This is a genomic window from Methylobacterium crusticola (genome assembly GCF_003574465.1).
GTDB lineage: Bacteria > Pseudomonadota > Alphaproteobacteria > Rhizobiales > Beijerinckiaceae > Methylobacterium > Methylobacterium crusticola.
Map to the genome: position 1 here is coordinate 1 of NZ_QOWC01000199.1, position 15,904 is coordinate 15,904.

The following is a 15,904-nucleotide window of genomic DNA, read 5'->3' on the forward strand; positions in this document are numbered from 1 at the left end:
CAGCACGGCAGCCACCGCGAGCAGGCGCCGGCTCTGGTTGGCGTTCTTCGTGACGGTGGCGCGGTGGCGAAGCTCACGCGCCGTGAAGTCCGTCCTCAACCTCACCGCTGCTGGCATGGCGCAGGTCCTCCCCACGCCAGGGAATCACGTCAGCACCAGCGACGAAAGCTCCACGAGTCACCCTTCAAGGCCGTTGGTATCAGACCCACAAGCTGAGCTGCTGCAGCGTTCGCTTAGGAGAAGCCGCCAAAGTCAGCTGAGCGGCCGAAATGGGCGCAATGCCGAAAGTCCGCTTTTTGGCGAGAAGCCAGGGTCTGCTGATGGCGCATCAGGATTATTCTCGTGGTCGGAAGCGAGCAATCGCATCCCACGCAAGCTGATCCTGAACCAGCGAAGCTGATTGAGCTTTGAGCGTCGCAATATTTGGGGAAGGCGCGAACTCGCATCGGAGCACGACAAAAATTAGGACACGATCTCCCGTACCGACGATCCGGAAATCCCGCACCTTATATAAAATACATGAATGGCAATCACTTACGGGAGGCACTACCCGTAAGTGGTGCCCAGGAGAGGACTCGAACCTCCACGGCTTGCACCACTGGTACCTGAAACCAGCGCGTCTACCAATTCCGCCACCTGGGCCCGTGACGCTTGGCAGCGCCGCGGTGGGGTTCGTTTAGTGGGCGGCGGGGTCAGCGTCAACGCCGAACTCCGCCACGTCCGGCGAAAAACGTCCGCCGGGGCGGGTCAGCCCTGGTGGGGCCACTCGCGGATGTCGACGAAGTGGCCGGCGATCGCCGCCGCGGCCGCCATGGCCGGTGACACGAGGTGGGTGCGACCCTTGTGGCCCTGGCGGCCCTCGAAGTTGCGGTTCGAGGTCGAGGCGCAGCGCTCGTGGGGCTGGAGGCGGTCGGCGTTCATGCCGAGGCACATGGAGCAGCCGGGCTCGCGCCAGTCGAAGCCGGCCTCCGTGAGGATCCGGTCGATGCCCTCCTGCTCCGCCTGCTGCTTCACGAGGCCGGAGCCCGGCACCACCATGGCGCTGACGTTCGGGTGCAGCTTGCGGCCCTCGACCATCCGGGCGACCACCCGCAGGTCCTCGATGCGCCCGTTGGTGCAGGAGCCGATGAACACCCGGTCGAGGGCGATGTCGGTGATCCGGGTGCCCGGCGCGAGGCCCATGTAGCTCAGGGCCCGCTCCTTCGAGACCCGCAGGTTCTCGTCCGGGATCGCGGCCGGGTCGGGCACCCGGCCCCCGATCGAGACCACGTCCTCGGGGCTGGTGCCCCAGGTCACGATCGGCGGCAGGTTGGCGGCGTCGAGGCGGATCTCGCGGTCGAACCGGGCGCCCTCGTCGGTCGCCAGGGTGCGCCAGTAGGCGAGGGCCCGCTCGAGGGCCTCGCCCCGGGGGGCCTTGGGGCGGTCCTTGATGTACGCGAAGGTGGTCTCGTCGGGCGCCACCATGCCGGCCCGGGCCCCGCCCTCGACCGACATGTTGCAGATCGTCATCCGGCCCTCCATCGAGAGGCTCCGGATCGCCTCGCCGGCGTACTCGAGCACGTGGCCGGTGCCGCCCGCGGTGCCGATCTCGCCGATGATCGCCAGGATGATGTCCTTGGCCGTCACGCCCGGCGGCAGCCGGCCGTCGACCACGGCCCGCATGTTCCGGGCCTTCTTCTGGATCAGCGTCTGGGTGGCGAGCACGTGCTCGACCTCGGACGTGCCGATGCCGTGCGCCAGGGCCCCGAAGGCGCCGTGGGTCGAGGTGTGGCTGTCGCCGCAGACGATGGTCTGGCCCGGCAGGGTGAAGCCCTGCTCCGGCCCGATGATGTGGACGATGCCCTGGCGCACGTCGAGGGCGTCGTAGTACTCGATGCCGAAGGCCCGCACGTTGTCGGCGAGCGTCTCGATCTGGGTGCGGCTCTCCGGATCCTCGATGCCGAGGCTGCGGTCCGTGGTCTGCACGTTGTGGTCGACGACCGCCAGCGTCTTCTCGGGGTGGCGCACCGGACGACCCGCCAGACGAAGCCCCTCGAAGGCCTGGGGAGAGGTCACCTCGTGCACGAGGTGCCGGTCGATGTACAGCAGGCAGGTGCCGTCGGGCTGACGATCGACGACGTGGTCGTCCCAGATCTTGTCGTAGAGCGTGCGGGGGGAGGTCATGGGGCGTGCCTTGTCACGAACCTTCGGGCCGGGGAAGCGTCCGCCGGAAGGCGGCCGAGGCCCTAAATAGCGGCCCGGCCTGCGGTTTGATAGGGCGATTCGTCCCCGCCGCGAGCCCCCGCCTCGCCCGCGGCGACGCCCGGGCGCCGTCGCGGGCGGGTCCGAGGGCGGTCCTACTCCTTGACGGCGCCCGTCATGGCCGAGACGTAGTGCTCGACGAAGAACGAGTACAGGATCACCAGCGGCAGCGAGCCGACCAGGGCGCCGGCCATCAGCGAGCCCCAGCGGTAGATGTCGCCGTCCACGAACTCGCTCACCACCGCCACCGGCACGGTCTTGTTCTGCGTCGAGGACAGGAACGTGAGCGCGTAGATGAACTCGTTCCAGCACAGCGTCAGGGAGAAGATGCCGGCCGAGATCAGGCCCGGGACCGCGAGCGGCAGGATGATCTTGGTCAGGATCTGCCAGCGGCTGGCCCCGTCGATGAGCGCGCACTCCTCGAGCTCGTACGGGATGGTCTTGAAGTAGCCCATCAGCAGCCAGGTCGAGAACGGGATCAGGATGGTCGGGTAGACGAGGATCAGCGCGAAGGGCGAGTCGTAGAGCCCGTAGGCCTGGATGATGGTGGCGAGGGGGATGAACAGGATCGAGGGCGGCACCAGGTAGGCGAGGAAGATCGCCGCCCCGACGAGGACCGAGCCGCGGTAGCGGATGCGCACGATGGCGTAGGCGGCGAGCACGCTGGCGAACAGCGACAGCGCGGTGGCGGCCACCGAGACCATCATGGTGTTCCAGAGCCACAGCGGATAGTGCGTCTCGAACAGGAGCTTCGTGATGTGCTTGAGCGTCGGGGCGACCACCCAGAACGGGTTGTAGGTCTCCATGTCGATGAGCTGCTCGTCCGGCTTGATGGCGGTCAGCGCCATCCAGTAGAACGGGAACAGCAGCACCACCAGGATGACGAAGAGCGGCAGGTACACCGTCAACGCGCGCCGCGGCAGCGTGTCGAGGTAGGCCATGCCCTCCTGGTGGTCGGCGGCGGTCGCGTCGGCCATGTCGTTGCTCCTCAACCCGTCTGCCACTTGCGGTTCTGCAGGCCGAACCACGAGATCGCGATCGCCAGCACCAGGAACGGCACCATGGCGGTGGCGATCGCCGCCCCCTCGCCGAGATTCCCCGACAGGATGCCGCGCTGGTAGGACAGGGTCGCCATCAGGTGGGTGGCGTTCACCGGCCCGCCGCGGGTCATCGCCCAGATCAGCTGGAAGTCCGTGAAGGTGAACAGGACCGAGAAGGTCATCACCACGGCGATGATCGGGGTCAGGAGCGGCAGCGTGATGTGGCGGAAGTTCTGCCACGGGGTGGCGCCATCGATCGTCGCGGCCTCGTAGAGCGAGGGCGACACGGTCTGGAGGCCGGCGAGCAGCGTGATGGCGATGAACGGCACGCCGCGCCAGATGTTGGCGAAGATCACGCAGGCCCGGGCCATGTCCGGATTGCCCAGGAAGTCGATGTTGCGATCGAGCAGCCCGAGGTGGCGCAGCGACCACGAGATGATCGAGAACTGGCTGTCGAAGATCCACCAGAACGCCAGGGCCGACAGCACCGTCGGCACGACGAACGGGATCAGCACGATCGAGCGGATCAGGGCCTTGAACGGCAGGCGCTTGTTGAGGAGGAGCGCCAGGTAGAGCCCGATCGCGAACTTCGCCACCGAGGCGATGCCGGTGTAGAGCAGGGTGTTGAACACCGAGAGCCAGAAGACGCTGTCGTCCGAGAGCCACTCGTAGTTCTCGAGCCCGACGAAGCTGCCGCCCCGCCCGATCCGGGTGTCCGTGACCGAGAGCCAGATGCCCTTGGCCAGGGGATAGGCGAGGAACAGCAGCAGGATCAGCGCCGCCGGCATCATGAACCAGAAGCCGAGCCAGCCGCGGCTGGTCCGGAACCGGCTCCAGGCGGAAGCCTTCTCGGGCGCCGCCGCGGCGGGACGGGCGAGGGCGATGTCGGCCACGGGGAGCCTCCTGCGGGCATGGTCGGGCGCCGCGACGGCGCCGGGGTGGGGAGGGAGCCCGGCAGCCCCCTCCCCGGTTTGCGGTGCGGGCGCGGCGGCGCGGCCCGTCAGGCCGAGCGGAAGATCCGCTGCGCCTGGCGCTCGGCCGTGCGGATCGACGTCTTCAGGTCCTCGCGGCCGGTGCAGTAGGAGGCGAACATGTCGACGACGACGAAGTCGGCGAGCACCGCCGCCACCTTCTCGCTCACGGGCGCGAGGCCGCCGGCCGCCAGGGTCCGGGTCGAAGCCTCGCCGAAGACCTTGTTCTTCGGGTCGGAGGTCCAGATCGGGTTGTTGGAATAGGCCTTCAGCGGGTGGCAGAGGTAGCCCTGCGCCGCCTCGAGCCAGGCGTTGTAGTTCTGGGCCTCGAGCGCGAAGGCCATGAAGGCCTTACAGGCGTTCGGCGCCTTCGTGTAGGTGTAGGCGAGGATCGGGAAGGCGAGCTGGAACTCCGTCGGCTTGCCGGACTTGCCGACCGGGTAGGCGGCGTGGTCCATGTCCTCGGCGATGTCCTTGCGGTCGTTCTTGGCCGCGGCGTAGATCGAGATGCCGTTGTTCGTCAGGTAGAGGTCGCCCGACAGGAACGCCTTGTTGTTCGACGAGTCGTTCCACGAGACCGTGCCGGGCACGAAGGTCTCGTAGAGGTTCTTGACGTACTCGAGGGCCTTGGCGGTCTCGGGGCTGTTGATGACGATCTTCTCGTTGGCGTCCACCAGGTAGGCGTCGTGGGACCAGAGCGCCCAGTGGATCCACGAGTTGGCGTCGCCGGTGGCGTGCCCCATGGCGAAGCCGCAGGGGGTGTTGTTCTTCTTCATGCCGCGGCAGAGCTCCAGGAACCCGTCGAGGTCCTCCGGCACCTTGCTGAACCCGGCCTTCTTGGCGGCCGAGATGCGGTAGTTGATGTAGCCGCCGTTGAATGCCATCGGGATGGCGATCCACTTGCCCTTGACCTTGCCGTAGGCCTCCGCCGCCGGCAGCCAGCCGCCGTACTTCTTGCCGAGGTAGTCGGCGACGTCGCCGACCTCGAGGCACTTCGACGGGAACAGGGCCGGGAAGGAGTAGAGGCCCCAGACCATGTCGGGGCCCTGCCCGGTATTGGCCGCAACCGAGGCCTTGGGCTGGATGTCGTCGAAGGACTCGCTCGTCACCGAGACCGGCACGCCCGTGGCCTTCGTGAAGGCGTCGACGAGGCGCATGAAGGCCTCGTCCTCGGACGGGATGAAGCGCTTCCAGCGCAGGAGCTTGAGCGAGGCGCCGGGCTCCGGCTTCCACTGGGTCTCCTGCGCCCAGGCCCGGGCGAAGCCCTCGAGGCCCGCGGCGGAGGCGAGGCCGAGGGCGGCGCCCCCCTTGAGAAGCTGGCGGCGATCGAACGGTGGCATCGTGGCGTTTCTCCCGGATCGGTTCTTGCATCGGCCCCCGTCGCGAGCGCGGCTCGCCCGGGGCCAGGGCCCGCCTCCCCTCCCGGGAAGGCTCCGGCCCGCGATCGGCGCGCGGTCTCCCGGTCCGGGGGACCCCGCGCCGCCTGCCCGGCCCCCCGCGCGAGCCGCGCTCGCGAGGGGGCCCGGGGCGTTCCTCGGACGCGCGCGGAGCGTCCCTTCCGCCCGGAGAGCCCGCGCGGCGCGCCGCCCGCTCAGTTCAGCCGGCGCCCGCTGTCGGGGTCGAACAGGTGCACGAGGGCCGGGTCGGCCGTGATGGCGATGCGCTCGCCCGGCCCCGCCGTGATGCGCTCGCGGAACACGCAGGCCATGTCGCGCGCCACGTCCTTGACGAGGTCCTGCCCGGCCTCGCGCCCGGGGGGGCGCACCAGCACCATGGTCTCGGAGCCCGTGGGCTCCACCACCGCGACCTCGACCGGCACCCCGCCCCCGTCCAGGCGGACGTGCTCGGGCCGCAGGCCGTAGACCGCCGGCTGGCCGTCCGCCGGGCGCGCGCCGCGGGTCGGGAGCGGCAGGGTCAGGCCGCCGTCGGTCCGGAAGGTCCCGTCCGCGACCCGGCCCTTGAGGAAGTTCATCGCCGGCGAGCCGATGAAGCCGGCGACGAACAGGTTGTCGGGCCGGTCGTAGAGGTCGAGGGGCGCGCCGATCTGCTCCACCACCCCGTCGTGCATCACCACGATCTTGTCGGCCATGGTCATGGCCTCGATCTGGTCGTGGGTGACGTAGACCGTGGTGGTGCGCAGCCGCTGGTGCAGTTCCTTGATCTCGGCCCGCATCGCCACCCGGAGCTTGGCGTCGAGGTTCGAGAGCGGCTCGTCGAACAGGAAGACCTGCGGGTCGCGCACGATGGCCCGCCCCATGGCGACGCGCTGGCGCTGGCCGCCCGAGAGCTGGCGCGGGTAGCGCTCGAGGAGCTTCTCGAGCCCCAGGATCGCGGCGGCGCGGCCGACCCGGGAGGCGACCTCGTCCTTGGGCGCCTTCCGGAGCTTGAGCGAGAACGCCATGTTGTCCCGCACCGTCATGTGGGGATAGAGCGCGTAGTTCTGGAACACCATGGCGATGTCGCGCTCCTTGGGCGGCACCGCGTTGACGACCCGCGACCCGATCCGGATCTCGCCCGCCGTGATGTTCTCCAGGCCGGCGATCATCCGCAGCAGCGTGGACTTGCCGCAGCCGGACGGGCCGACCAGGATCACGAACTCCCCGTCCTGGATGTCGATGGAGACGCCGTGCAGGATCGGGGTGGCCCCGAACGACTTGCGGACGTTCCTGATTTCGAGCCCGGCCATCGGCCCCTCGTTCTGGTGCGTGTCAGGGACGATCCGCGCGTGACGCGCGGACCGGAGCGGCAGCGCTGCCACAGGCAGGCAACGAACACACGACAGGCGGGCTTGCGTCGCTCATCTCGGCGTTTCCTCGACCCACGCGGCGGGGGCGGCGTGGCTTGCCGCCTCTCGTGTTGGGGGCCATCATCGGTTGGGCAGGGCGCGAGATCAAGCGCCCGCACCATGCGCACATCGTCGGATGCGCTCGACACGACCGGGAGACGGGCTTGAAGTCCACAGACATTCTGATGATGCGGCCGATGATGCCGCACGTGACCGACAGCCTCGAGCGGCTCTTCACCGTCCACCGCGCCGACAAGGCGGCGGACCGCGAGCGCTTCCTCGACGAGGTCGGTCCCCGCATCCGCGGCCTCGCGGGCAGCGGCGTCAAGGTCGACGACGCGCTGCTCGACCGCCTGCCGAAGCTCGAGATCGTCGCCAATTTCGGCGTCGGCTACGACACGATCGACGCCCCCGCCTGCGGGCGGCGCGGAATCGTGGTGACGAACACCCCGGACGTGCTCACCGACGAGGTGGCGGACCTCGCGGTCGGGCTGCTGCTCGCCACCGTGCGGCAGATCCCGCAGGTGGACCGCTACCTGCGCGAGGGCAAGTGGCTCGAGAAGCCCTACCCCCTCACCGGGACGCTGCGCGGGCGCACCGTCGGCATCCTGGGGCTCGGCCGGATCGGCCGGGCGATCGCCCACCGCCTCGTCGCCTTCGGGGTGCCGATCGCCTATCACGGCCGCACCCGGCAGGCGGACGTGCCCTACGCCTACCACAAGACGCTCCTCGACCTCGCGCACGCCTCCGACGTCCTGATGGTGGTGGCGCCCGGCGGCCCGGACACCAAGGGGCTGGTCGGCCGCGAGGTGCTGGAGGCGCTCGGGCCGCACGGCGTGCTCATCAACGTCGCCCGCGGCAGCCTCGTGGACGAGGACGCCCTCGCGGCGGCGCTCGCGAGCGGCACCATCGAGAGCGCCGGCCTCGACGTCTTCGCCGACGAGCCCCGGGTCCCCGCCGCCCTGATCGCCCAGGAGCACGCCGTGCTGCTGCCGCACGTGGGCTCGGCCTCCGTCCACACACGCAACGCAATGGGTCAACTCGTCGTTGATAACCTGACTTCATGGTTCGACGGCAAGGGCCCGGTGACCCCGGTGGCCGAAACGCCCTGGACGCCTCGACCGACCTGAGAGCCCGCGCGCCATGTCCCTCCTCCGCCTCCTCCCCCTCCTCGGATTGGTCGCGTGGGCCGGGACGGCGCTGGGGCAGGAGGTCGGCCTGCCTCGGGACGGGGCGGCGGCGGCGGGGTCCTGGGACCTCTCGCTCGACGGAAGCTTCCGCCGCTGCGGGCTCACGCTCGCGGCGGAGGCCGGCCCCGTGGGGCAGGCCGTGCGCTTCCCGGCCGGCTGCCGGCGGGCCCTGCCCCTCGTCAACGGCGTCCTGGGCTGGCGCTACGAGGACGGCGCGATCCAGTTCCTCGACCGCGACGGCCGGGCGGTGCTCGACTTCGCGGTCCCGGAGGCGTCCGGCACCCTGAGCGCGGAGGCGCCGACGGGCGAGCGCTACAACCTGACCCTGACCTCCGCCCGGTCGGCCCCCGAGACCCCGACGCTCACGCCGGCCGCCCTCACCGCCCCGCCGACCCCGCGCGAGGCCTGGGCCGGGATCCCGGCGAGCGCGGCCGCCGTGGCGGGGCTCTACACCCTCGACCGCTTCGTGGAGAAGGACGTCTGCCGCCTCGTCCTCGGCGCCGACAGCGTGCAGGTCCAGGAGGGCTGCCGCGATCCCGGCCTCGCGATCTTCGATCCCGCCGCCTGGCACTACGAGACCGGCCGCCTGACCCTGACGGCGCGGCGCGGGCACAGCGTCGCGCTGATCCCGGTGGGCGACGGCCGCTGGCGCCGCGACCCGGAGATCGGCACGGCCTTCGTGCTGCGGCGGGTGACGCCGTAGGGGCGGGGCGCTCGCGGGCCGGGGGCGTCAGCCGCGACGGCGCCGGAGCGCCGTTCTCACGGATGCGGCTCGGGCAGGCCGTGGCGCAGGCTCAGCACCCGCAGGATCGCGGACGTCTCGTCGACGAAGCGCACGCCGCCGTGCGCGCCCGTGGCGAGACCGTCCGGGGCGTCGTCGGCGAGGACGAGGAGGGGCAGGGACTCGTGCGCCTCCCCGACCAGGGCGACGAGGGCGCGCCTCGGCCGCGGCCAGGCGAGCCGCTCGACGGCGAGGCCCTGCGCCGGGGCGGCGCCGGCCAGCACGCCCTCGAGGAGGGCGCAGTGCCAGCAGTAGAAGCGCCGGCCCGGATAGGCCGGGTCGGCGAAGTCCGGGGCGAGCAGGAAGAGCCGGTCGCGCCCCACGCCGCTCAGACGTCCTGGCGCGGCAGCATGCGGGCGATGAGGCCGTCGCGGCGCACCACGAGGTGCCAGGCGGTGGCGAGCACGTGCAGCGCCACCAGGGCGTAGACGGCGAACTGCCCGGCGAGGTGGACCTGGTCGGCGATGCCGGCGAGGGCCGGGTCCTTCTCCAGCAGGGGCGGGATCGGGAACAGGTAGAAGTACTGGATCGTGCTGCCGGCCGCGGCCGAGAGCAGCCAGCCGGAGAGCGGCATCAGCAGGAACACGAGGTAGAGCAGCCAGTGGTTGATGCGGCCGAGCACCGTCAGCGCGCGCGGCACGTAGACCGACGGCGGGGCCGGGTGCAGGGCCCGCCACAGGATGCGGATCGCGACGATCGCCAGGATCGTCAGGCCCACGGACTTGTGCAGGTTGAAGACGGTGCCCTTGTAGGCGGAATCGCGCGGCAGGGCGACGGCGACCCAGGCCAGCGGCAGCACCGCCAGGACGAGGAGCGAGGTCAGCCAGTGCAGCGCCTGGGCGGTCGCGGTGTAGCGCGGGGCCTCGATCAGTCGAGTCGGGACAGACGCGCGGGTGGACAGATCGAGCATCCAGGACCCCTCTGGTGCCGCGCCGTCCGGCGGACGGGATCGCGGCCCCGGAAAGCTAGCCTGACGCAGGGGCGCGGTCACCCTGGCCGATCCCGAAAGTCGGCCGGCGGGTGCGGCGTCAGATCGCCGCCGCCGGGTCGTCCCCGAGGGGGTCGCCCTCGTCCTCGCTGCGGGCCTCGCGCCGCCGCGACCGCCGGCGGCCGCCCTCCGCCAGGGACTGGGCGAGCGCCCGGAGCGGGGCTGTGAGCCGGCGCACGTCCTCGGCGCGCTCCATCAGGCGCTCGCCGCCGCGGATCTCGCGGTCGAGGCGCGCCATGGTGCGGGCGAGCGAGGGGTCGTCGTCGCGCAGCCAGGTCTCCAGGGTGCGCGCGAAGGCGATCACCACGCCCTGAAGCTTCAGGCGCCCGAGGGGACCCTCGGTGCTGATCCCGGCCGCCGCCAGCATGAAGCGCTGGGAGTTCAGCGCCACCCCGTTCAGGGCCGCGAGGGAGAGCGGGTCGCCCCGGAGCGCGAACGCGATGCGCCGCAGGGCCGGCTTGTAGGGGTCCATGGCGTCGAGGCGGCGCATGAGCACGTCGAACAGGCGCTCCCGGGTCGGCTCCTCGTCGAGGTCGTCGCTGCCGCCCTCGAGCACCTGCCTGTCGATCATGCGCGAGAAGCCGCCGAGCACCGCGCCCTTGGAGGGGTACAGGTCCCGGAACGTCGCCAGGCTCACGCCGGCCTCGCGGGCGATGTCGCCGATCTCGATGTCGCTCCAGGGCTGCTCGGCCGCGAGCCGCATCAGCGCCTCGACGATCGCCTCGCGGGGCGGCAGGGCCGCGGCGCCGGCTGGCTCCGCCCCGGAGTTCGGCTCCGCCGCGGAATTCGGCTCCGTCGCGGGCTTCGGCTCCGCCGCCGGGATGCCGGCGCCGGGCGTCCCGTCGCCGACGGGCTTTCCGCCCGGGGGCGCGTCGCTCGGGTTCCTGAGGGTGCGAGCCATGAGGCGCTCCGGGTGAAAACCGCTGTCGGACGCCATGTAGGGAGGCCGCCCGGCTCCGGGCAGGGGCCGCGGCGATGGGCGCCGGCGGGCCCGCTCAGCCCGCCAGTTCCTCCGCCCGGCGCCTGGCCGCCGCGACGGCCGCGCGCATCAGCGGGGCGAGGCCGTCGCCGGCCATCAGGACGCCGAGGGCCGCCGCCGTGGTGCCCCCCGGCGAGGTGACGTTCTGCCGCAACGTCGCGGCCTCCTGCGGGCTCCGCCCCAGGAGCTCGCCCGCCCCCGCCACCGTCTGGCGGGCGAGGCGCGCGGCGACCTCGGGCGGCAGGCCTGCGGCGGCACCGGCCTCGGCCAGCGCCTCGGCGAGCAGGAACACGTAGGCCGGTCCCGAGCCCGAGACCGCCGTCACGGCGTCGATCAGGTCCTCGCTGTCGAGCCACTCGACGAGGCCGACGCCGGAGAGGAGCGCGTCGGCCACGCGGCGCTGGGCCTCGGTCGTCTCGGGCGAGGCCGCCGCGCCCGTGGCGCCGCGCCGGATGCTCGCCGGCAGGTTCGGCATCGCCCGCACCACCGCGCGGGCCCCGGGCAGGCGGGCCTTCAGGTCCGCCAGGGTCTTGCCGGCCAGGACCGAGACCACGAGGGTGGCGGGCGTGACGAGGGCCGCCACCGAGGCGGCCGCGCCCTCGAGCCCCTGCGGCTTGATCGCCAGCACCAGGGCCTCCGGCGCGCCGAGGCCCGGCGGGTTGAGGCGGACGCCGTGGGTCCCGCACAGGCGGGCCGTCTCGGGCGAGACGGCCGGATCGACCACCGCGACGCGGGGGCCGGGGAGTCCGTCGGCGAGCCAGCCCTCCAGGAGGGCGCCGCCCATCTTGCCGGCGCCGACCAGTACCAGGGAGGCCGGCAGGCCGGCGCGCGTCACGCCTCGCCCTCGGTCTCGAACAGCACCGCGTCGAGGGCCTCGCGGGCGGTCTTGCCGGCCCAGATCACGAACTGGAAGGCCTGGAAGTAGCGCTCGCAGGCGTCGATCGCCGATTTCAGCATCATCTCGCACTGCGCCTGCGTCGGCTCGGCGCCGCCGGCCAGCAGCAGGGAGTGGCGGAACATCACCACGTGCTCGGAGCTCCAGAGGTCGAAATGCCCGACCCAGAGCTGCTCGTTGACGAGGGAGACGAGGCGCAGCACCTCGTTGCGGCGCCGCTCGGGCACCTTGAGGTCGAACGCGGAGGCGACGTGGAGGGCCTCGACGTCCTCGATCCAGGTGTAGGCGACGTGGTACTCGGCCCACTGGCCCGCCACCGCGACCGACATCTCGTCGGTCTCGGCCCGGTCGAAGATCCAGTCGCGCAGCGAGGCGAGGCGTTCGACGACATCGAGCGGGTGCTCGGCGCGGTCCAGGTCGTCGATGATGAGCTGGGTCATGGCGATCCAATATTGGCTCGTCCGAGCGGGAAACAGTTGCGTCAGGCGACGCCAGGGTGTGTCGTTCTTGCGGGAGATCGCGACCCGGCGGATCCAGGCAGGCTTCACGTCCCCGGTCGCGGCGGCCGGGCGCCAATCCTCCCGGCACGGCGAGACGTCGGGACGTCCAGGCGATTGAGCTTAAGCGTTCGGCTTGTCTCCCCGGGGCCTCGGCGAATCAGGGTGTGACCCACTATAGCCCGGTGGAGTCGAGGGACTCAAAGCGGAAACCCGCGGGCCTGTCCCGGGCCCGCGGGCTATCCACCGAAGCTTCCTGTGCACAAGCGCGCGGCGCCGGGCCGGCGGGATCGGGGCGGGTGCCGGGCCCGCCTCAGGCGGCCGGCCCGGCGCCCGCCCCGGCGGCCTTGGCCTTCGTGCCGGCGGGCTTGGCCTCCAGGGCGGCGACGCGGGCCGCGAGGGCGTCGTTCTGGGCCCGGAGGGCGGTCACGAGGTCGCGCAGCACCTCGACCTCCTCGCGGGTGGCCACGTCCATGTCCCGCAGCAGGCGCTCGAACTGGGACTTGACCATGGTCTCGGCCTCGCGGCGCACGCCCTGGGCGGCGCCGGCCGCGTCGGTCATCAGGCGGGCGAAGTCGTCGAACAGGCGGTTCGGCTGCTGCATCGGGTTCTCCGGGGTTCAGGGCAAGTCGGGGTTCGGGGCACGTCGCATCGCCCACATGGGTAATCCGCCGCGGGGCGGCAATCCAGCGCCGCGGGCGCCGCGCGGATCCTGCCAGGCGCCCGCGGCTGCCAGCCGGCGCCCGCGGCTCCCGGCCGGCGGCGCGTTGCGGCCCGGTGTCGCCGGAGCAGTGCAGCAACACACGGAAGCATTTTGATGGCTTCAAGCCCCACCGCCTCTCGGGCATAAGGTGCGGGTGAGCGCCAACCCGCACATCCTGATCGTCGAGGACGATCGCGAGATCAGCACCCTGGTCGCCCGCTACCTGCGGGCGAACGAGTGCCGCGTGACCATCGCGGCGGACGGCCGGGAGATGGACCGGCAGCTCGCCGATGCGCGGGTCGACCTGATCGTGCTCGACCTGATGCTCCCGGGGGAGGACGGCCTGAGCATCTGCCGGCGCCTCCGGGCCGGCTCCGGCATGCCGATCCTGATGCTCACCGCCAAGAGCGAGGAGATCGACCGCATCGTCGGGCTCGAGATCGGGGCCGACGACTACCTCGCCAAGCCGTTCAACCCGCGCGAGCTCCTGGCCCGCATCCGGGCAGTGCTGCGCCGCGGCGCCGCCTCGGGCCGGGACGACGAGGGCGTGCGGCGCCACGCCTTCGCGGGCTTCGTGCTCGACGCGGGGCTGCGTCAGCTCGTCAACCCGGACGGCGCCCAGGTCTCCCTCACCGGGGCGGAGTTCGACCTCCTGCACGCCATGTGCCTGCGGCCCGGCCGGGTGCTCTCCCGCGACCAGCTCCTCGACCTGACGCAGGGGCGCGCGCCCGGCCCCTTCGAGCGCAGCATCGACGTGCTGGTGAGCCGCATCCGGCAGAAGATCGAGCGCGACCCGCGCAACCCCGAGATGATCAAGACGATCCGGTCGGGCGGCTACCTGTTCACCCCCGAGGTCGCCTCGTCATGAGCGGCCGGGGGCCGCTGCCGCGCCGCATCGCCGGCCAGCTCGCCGTGCTGGTCGTCGCCGCCATCGTGGTCACCCACGTGGTGGTCACCATCGCGTTCGTGCTGCTGCGCCCCGAGCTGCGGCGCTCGGACGAGCACCCGGGCGCCCTCGCCAACCGGCTCGTCACCGTCGTGCACATGATCGCGGCGGCGCCCCCGGAGCAGCGCCAGGTGCTGGTGGCGGCGGCCCGGCGGAGCGCCTCGGCCCTGCACCTGACCCTGCTCGCGCCGGACGCGGAGGCCGGCCCGGCGGTCCACCCGGCCGGCCGGCCGGCGCCCTCGCGCCTCGCCGACATCCCGGAGATCTCCGGCCTGCGGGCGGCGCTCGGCGAGGGCTACAGCGTCGAGGAGACCTCGCCTCCGCCGGCGGCCGGGCACGCGCCGATCCACCTGCGGATCAGCCGCGCCGACGGCCTGAGCGTCGCGGCGGAGCTGCCCCCCCTCCCCCTGCGGCATCCCCCGCTCACCAGCGCCATCCTGATCACGCTGGTGTTCCTCGCCCTCTCGCTCACGCTCCTGTCGATCTGGGCCACCCGGGCGCTCACGGCGCCGCTCGCGCGCCTCGCCGAGGCCGCCGAGACGTTCGGCCTCGGCAGCGACCTCGCCCCCCTGCCCGAGCGCGGCCCCGAGGAGGTGCTGGCGGTCTCGCGGGCCCTCGACCGGATGCGCGCCCGGGTGGGGCGCCTGATCGACGACCGCACCCACATGCTGGCGGCGATCAGCCACGACCTGCGCACGCCCATCACGCGCCTGCGGCTGCGGGCGGAGTTCCTGGAGGACGAGAGCCTGCGCACCCAGATCCTGCGCGACCTCGACCAGATGAACGCCCTCGTGGAGGCGGCCCTGTCCTTCGTGCGCGACGGCCAAGCCCGCGAGGGCCACGGCCTCGTCGACCTCGCCTCCGTGGTGCAGACCGTCTGCGACGGCTTCACCGACATCGGCGAGGAGGTGCACGCCGAGGGCCTGCGCCCGACCCTGGTCAAGGGCTCGGCCGACGAATTGCAGCGGGCGCTCACGAACCTCATCGACAACGCCGTGAAGTACGCCGGCGCCGCGACCGTGCGCCTGGTGCCGGACGCCCCGCAGGGCGTGGCGGTGGAGATCCTGGACGAGGGCCCGGGCATCCCGGAGGCCGAGCGCGCCGCGATGCTGCGGCCCTTCGTGCGCGGCGACCGCGCCCGCACCCTCAACGAGGCCGGGGGCTTCGGCCTCGGGCTCTCGATCGCGAGCGCCATCGCGCAGGCCCACGGCGGCGGCCTGACGCTCGCGAACCGCGCGCCCCACGGCCTCTCGGTCCGCCTCAACCTGCCGCGCGCCGCGGCGCTCCCGGGCCCGCGCCGCCCCGCGCCCCAGGCCGCCCAGGCCGCCTGACGGGCGGCCCGGCGCGGGCCGCGGATCGGGGAGAATCGTGTCGGGCCGTTGCGGCGGGGCGCGCGGCAACGACCCGAAACCAAGTCGGTCGCGCGGCTCAAGGAGGCCTTAAGGCGCCGCTTCCAACGTGGAGGCGGCCTCTGGCCGCCCGACGACGCTCCGCGAGACCGACCGCGATGACCTCCCTCTCCGCCGCCGGCGCGTCCGCCGCGCACGCCCACGCCCCCAGGCAGCGCCTCCTCGACCGGATCGGCGCCCAGCAGGCCTCCGGGTCCCTGAGCGCCACCGACGCCGACGCGCTCTCGCGCGCCGTCGCGGATATCGGCTCGAGCCTCGGGAGCACGGCCGCGGACGCGACCTCGGGCGCCCGCCTCGATCCGGCGCAGGCCAAGGACCGGATCGACGCCCTCATCGGCGCCGAGGTCGACAAGGGCGCGCTCACCGGCGACCAGGCGGACACGCTGAAGCAGCTGCTCGCCGGCGGGTCCCGCGGCGGCCCGGCCGGAGGCCCGCCCCCGGGTCCGCCGCCCGGGGACGCCCCCGCCGGCGCGCAAGGG

15 protein-coding genes, 1 tRNA gene and 1 pseudogene are annotated in these 15,904 nt (G+C 72.4%); 5 read left to right on the forward strand and 12 right to left on the reverse strand.

Features of this window, described 5'->3' with window-relative positions; all coding sequences use genetic code 11:
• Positions 1-557: 557 nt before the first annotated feature.
• From DT057_RS29695 to DT057_RS29720, 6 genes are all read right to left on the reverse strand, one after another.
• A tRNA-Leu gene (locus DT057_RS29695) sits at positions 558-642 on the reverse strand.
• A 105-nt stretch (positions 643-747) separates the two neighbouring features.
• Entirely contained in the window at positions 748-2,163 is a 1,416-nt protein-coding gene (leuC, locus tag DT057_RS29700; protein WP_128565665.1) for a 3-isopropylmalate dehydratase large subunit, read from the reverse strand.
• Between the two features lie 173 nt (positions 2,164-2,336).
• Positions 2,337-3,218 carry a carbohydrate ABC transporter permease gene (locus DT057_RS29705; RefSeq protein WP_128565666.1) on the reverse strand — a complete coding sequence of 294 codons (882 nt, stop codon included), beginning with the start codon at positions 3,216-3,218 and terminating at the stop codon, positions 2,337-2,339.
• 11 nt (positions 3,219-3,229) lie between these two features.
• On the reverse strand, positions 3,230-4,174 hold the full coding sequence (locus tag DT057_RS29710; protein WP_128565667.1) for a carbohydrate ABC transporter permease: 945 nt from the start codon (positions 4,172-4,174) through the stop codon (positions 3,230-3,232).
• A 107-nt stretch (positions 4,175-4,281) separates the two neighbouring features.
• Entirely contained in the window at positions 4,282-5,592 is a 1,311-nt protein-coding gene (locus DT057_RS29715; RefSeq protein WP_128565668.1) for an ABC transporter substrate-binding protein, read from the reverse strand.
• 251 nt (positions 5,593-5,843) lie between these two features.
• Entirely contained in the window at positions 5,844-6,938 is a 1,095-nt protein-coding gene (locus tag DT057_RS29720) for an ABC transporter ATP-binding protein (RefSeq protein ID WP_128565669.1), read from the reverse strand.
• Between the two features lie 284 nt (positions 6,939-7,222).
• Here DT057_RS29720 and DT057_RS29725 point away from each other — a divergent pair, with 284 nt between their 5' ends.
• Entirely contained in the window at positions 7,223-8,167 is a 945-nt protein-coding gene (locus DT057_RS29725; protein WP_128565678.1) for a 2-hydroxyacid dehydrogenase, read from the forward strand.
• A gap of 13 nt (positions 8,168-8,180) precedes the next feature.
• Entirely contained in the window at positions 8,181-8,930 is a 750-nt protein-coding gene (locus tag DT057_RS29730) for an AprI/Inh family metalloprotease inhibitor (RefSeq protein WP_128565670.1), read from the forward strand.
• A 56-nt stretch (positions 8,931-8,986) separates the two neighbouring features.
• Here DT057_RS29730 and DT057_RS29735 read toward each other — a convergent pair whose 3' ends face one another.
• The 6 genes from DT057_RS29735 to DT057_RS29760 form a co-directional block, all read right to left on the reverse strand.
• Entirely contained in the window at positions 8,987-9,331 is a 345-nt protein-coding gene (locus DT057_RS29735; RefSeq protein ID WP_128565671.1) for a DUF3088 domain-containing protein, read from the reverse strand.
• A gap of 5 nt (positions 9,332-9,336) precedes the next feature.
• Positions 9,337-9,918 (reverse strand): cytochrome b, encoded by a 582-nt coding sequence (locus DT057_RS29740; protein WP_128565672.1) that lies wholly within the window; start codon positions 9,916-9,918, stop codon positions 9,337-9,339.
• A gap of 118 nt (positions 9,919-10,036) precedes the next feature.
• Positions 10,037-10,897, reverse strand: a complete 861-nt coding sequence (locus DT057_RS29745) for a TetR/AcrR family transcriptional regulator (RefSeq protein WP_238313669.1) — start codon at positions 10,895-10,897, stop codon at positions 10,037-10,039.
• 94 nt (positions 10,898-10,991) lie between these two features.
• Positions 10,992-11,810 (reverse strand): pyrroline-5-carboxylate reductase, encoded by an 819-nt coding sequence (gene proC, locus DT057_RS29750; RefSeq protein WP_128565673.1) that lies wholly within the window; start codon positions 11,808-11,810, stop codon positions 10,992-10,994.
• Positions 11,807-12,310, reverse strand: a complete 504-nt coding sequence (locus DT057_RS29755) for a type III secretion system chaperone family protein (protein ID WP_128565674.1) — start codon at positions 12,308-12,310, stop codon at positions 11,807-11,809. The genes proC and DT057_RS29755 overlap by 4 nt, the downstream gene beginning before the upstream one ends.
• Positions 12,311-12,680: 370 nt before the next feature.
• Positions 12,681-12,971: an accessory factor UbiK family protein gene (locus DT057_RS29760; RefSeq protein ID WP_128565675.1), complete on the reverse strand. Its 291-nt coding sequence runs from the start codon at positions 12,969-12,971 to the stop codon at positions 12,681-12,683.
• Positions 12,972-13,224: 253 nt separating this feature from the next.
• On the opposite strand from DT057_RS29760, the gene DT057_RS29765 reads away from it, so the two are divergent.
• The 3 genes and pseudogenes from DT057_RS29765 to DT057_RS29775 form a co-directional block, all read left to right on the forward strand.
• Positions 13,225-13,938, forward strand: coding sequence for a response regulator (locus DT057_RS29765; RefSeq protein WP_407068113.1), 714 nt, complete (start codon positions 13,225-13,227; stop codon positions 13,936-13,938).
• Positions 13,935-15,347, forward strand: coding sequence for an ATP-binding protein (locus DT057_RS29770; protein ID WP_128565677.1), 1,413 nt, complete (start codon positions 13,935-13,937; stop codon positions 15,345-15,347). Before DT057_RS29765 ends, DT057_RS29770 begins: the two co-directional genes overlap by 4 nt.
• 176 nt (positions 15,348-15,523) lie before the next feature.
• Positions 15,524-15,904, forward strand: a pseudogene (locus DT057_RS29775) (hypothetical protein); the annotation flags it as partial.

Bases quoted from the DNA above. Each gene is read 5' to 3' on its own strand.
- DT057_RS29740 (WP_128565672.1), bottom strand. From the start codon at position 9,918: ATGCTCGATCTGTCCACCCGCGCGTCTGTCCCGACTCGACTGATCGAG.
- DT057_RS29720 (WP_128565669.1), bottom strand. From the start codon at position 6,938: ATGGCCGGGCTCGAAATCAGGAACGTCCGCAAGTCGTTCGGGGCCACC.
- DT057_RS29705 (WP_128565666.1), bottom strand. From the start codon at position 3,218: ATGGCCGACGCGACCGCCGCCGACCACCAGGAGGGCATGGCCTACCTC.
- DT057_RS29730 (WP_128565670.1), top strand. From the start codon at position 8,181: ATGTCCCTCCTCCGCCTCCTCCCCCTCCTCGGATTGGTCGCGTGGGCC.
- DT057_RS29745 (WP_238313669.1), bottom strand. From the start codon at position 10,897: ATGGCTCGCACCCTCAGGAACCCGAGCGACGCGCCCCCGGGCGGAAAG.
- DT057_RS29725 (WP_128565678.1), top strand. From the start codon at position 7,223: ATGATGCGGCCGATGATGCCGCACGTGACCGACAGCCTCGAGCGGCTC.
- DT057_RS29715 (WP_128565668.1), bottom strand. From the start codon at position 5,592: ATGCCACCGTTCGATCGCCGCCAGCTTCTCAAGGGGGGCGCCGCCCTC.
- DT057_RS29755 (WP_128565674.1), bottom strand. From the start codon at position 12,310: ATGACCCAGCTCATCATCGACGACCTGGACCGCGCCGAGCACCCGCTC.
- DT057_RS29770 (WP_128565677.1), top strand. From the start codon at position 13,935: ATGAGCGGCCGGGGGCCGCTGCCGCGCCGCATCGCCGGCCAGCTCGCC.
- leuC (WP_128565665.1), bottom strand. From the start codon at position 2,163: ATGACCTCCCCCCGCACGCTCTACGACAAGATCTGGGACGACCACGTC.
- DT057_RS29760 (WP_128565675.1), bottom strand. From the start codon at position 12,971: ATGCAGCAGCCGAACCGCCTGTTCGACGACTTCGCCCGCCTGATGACC.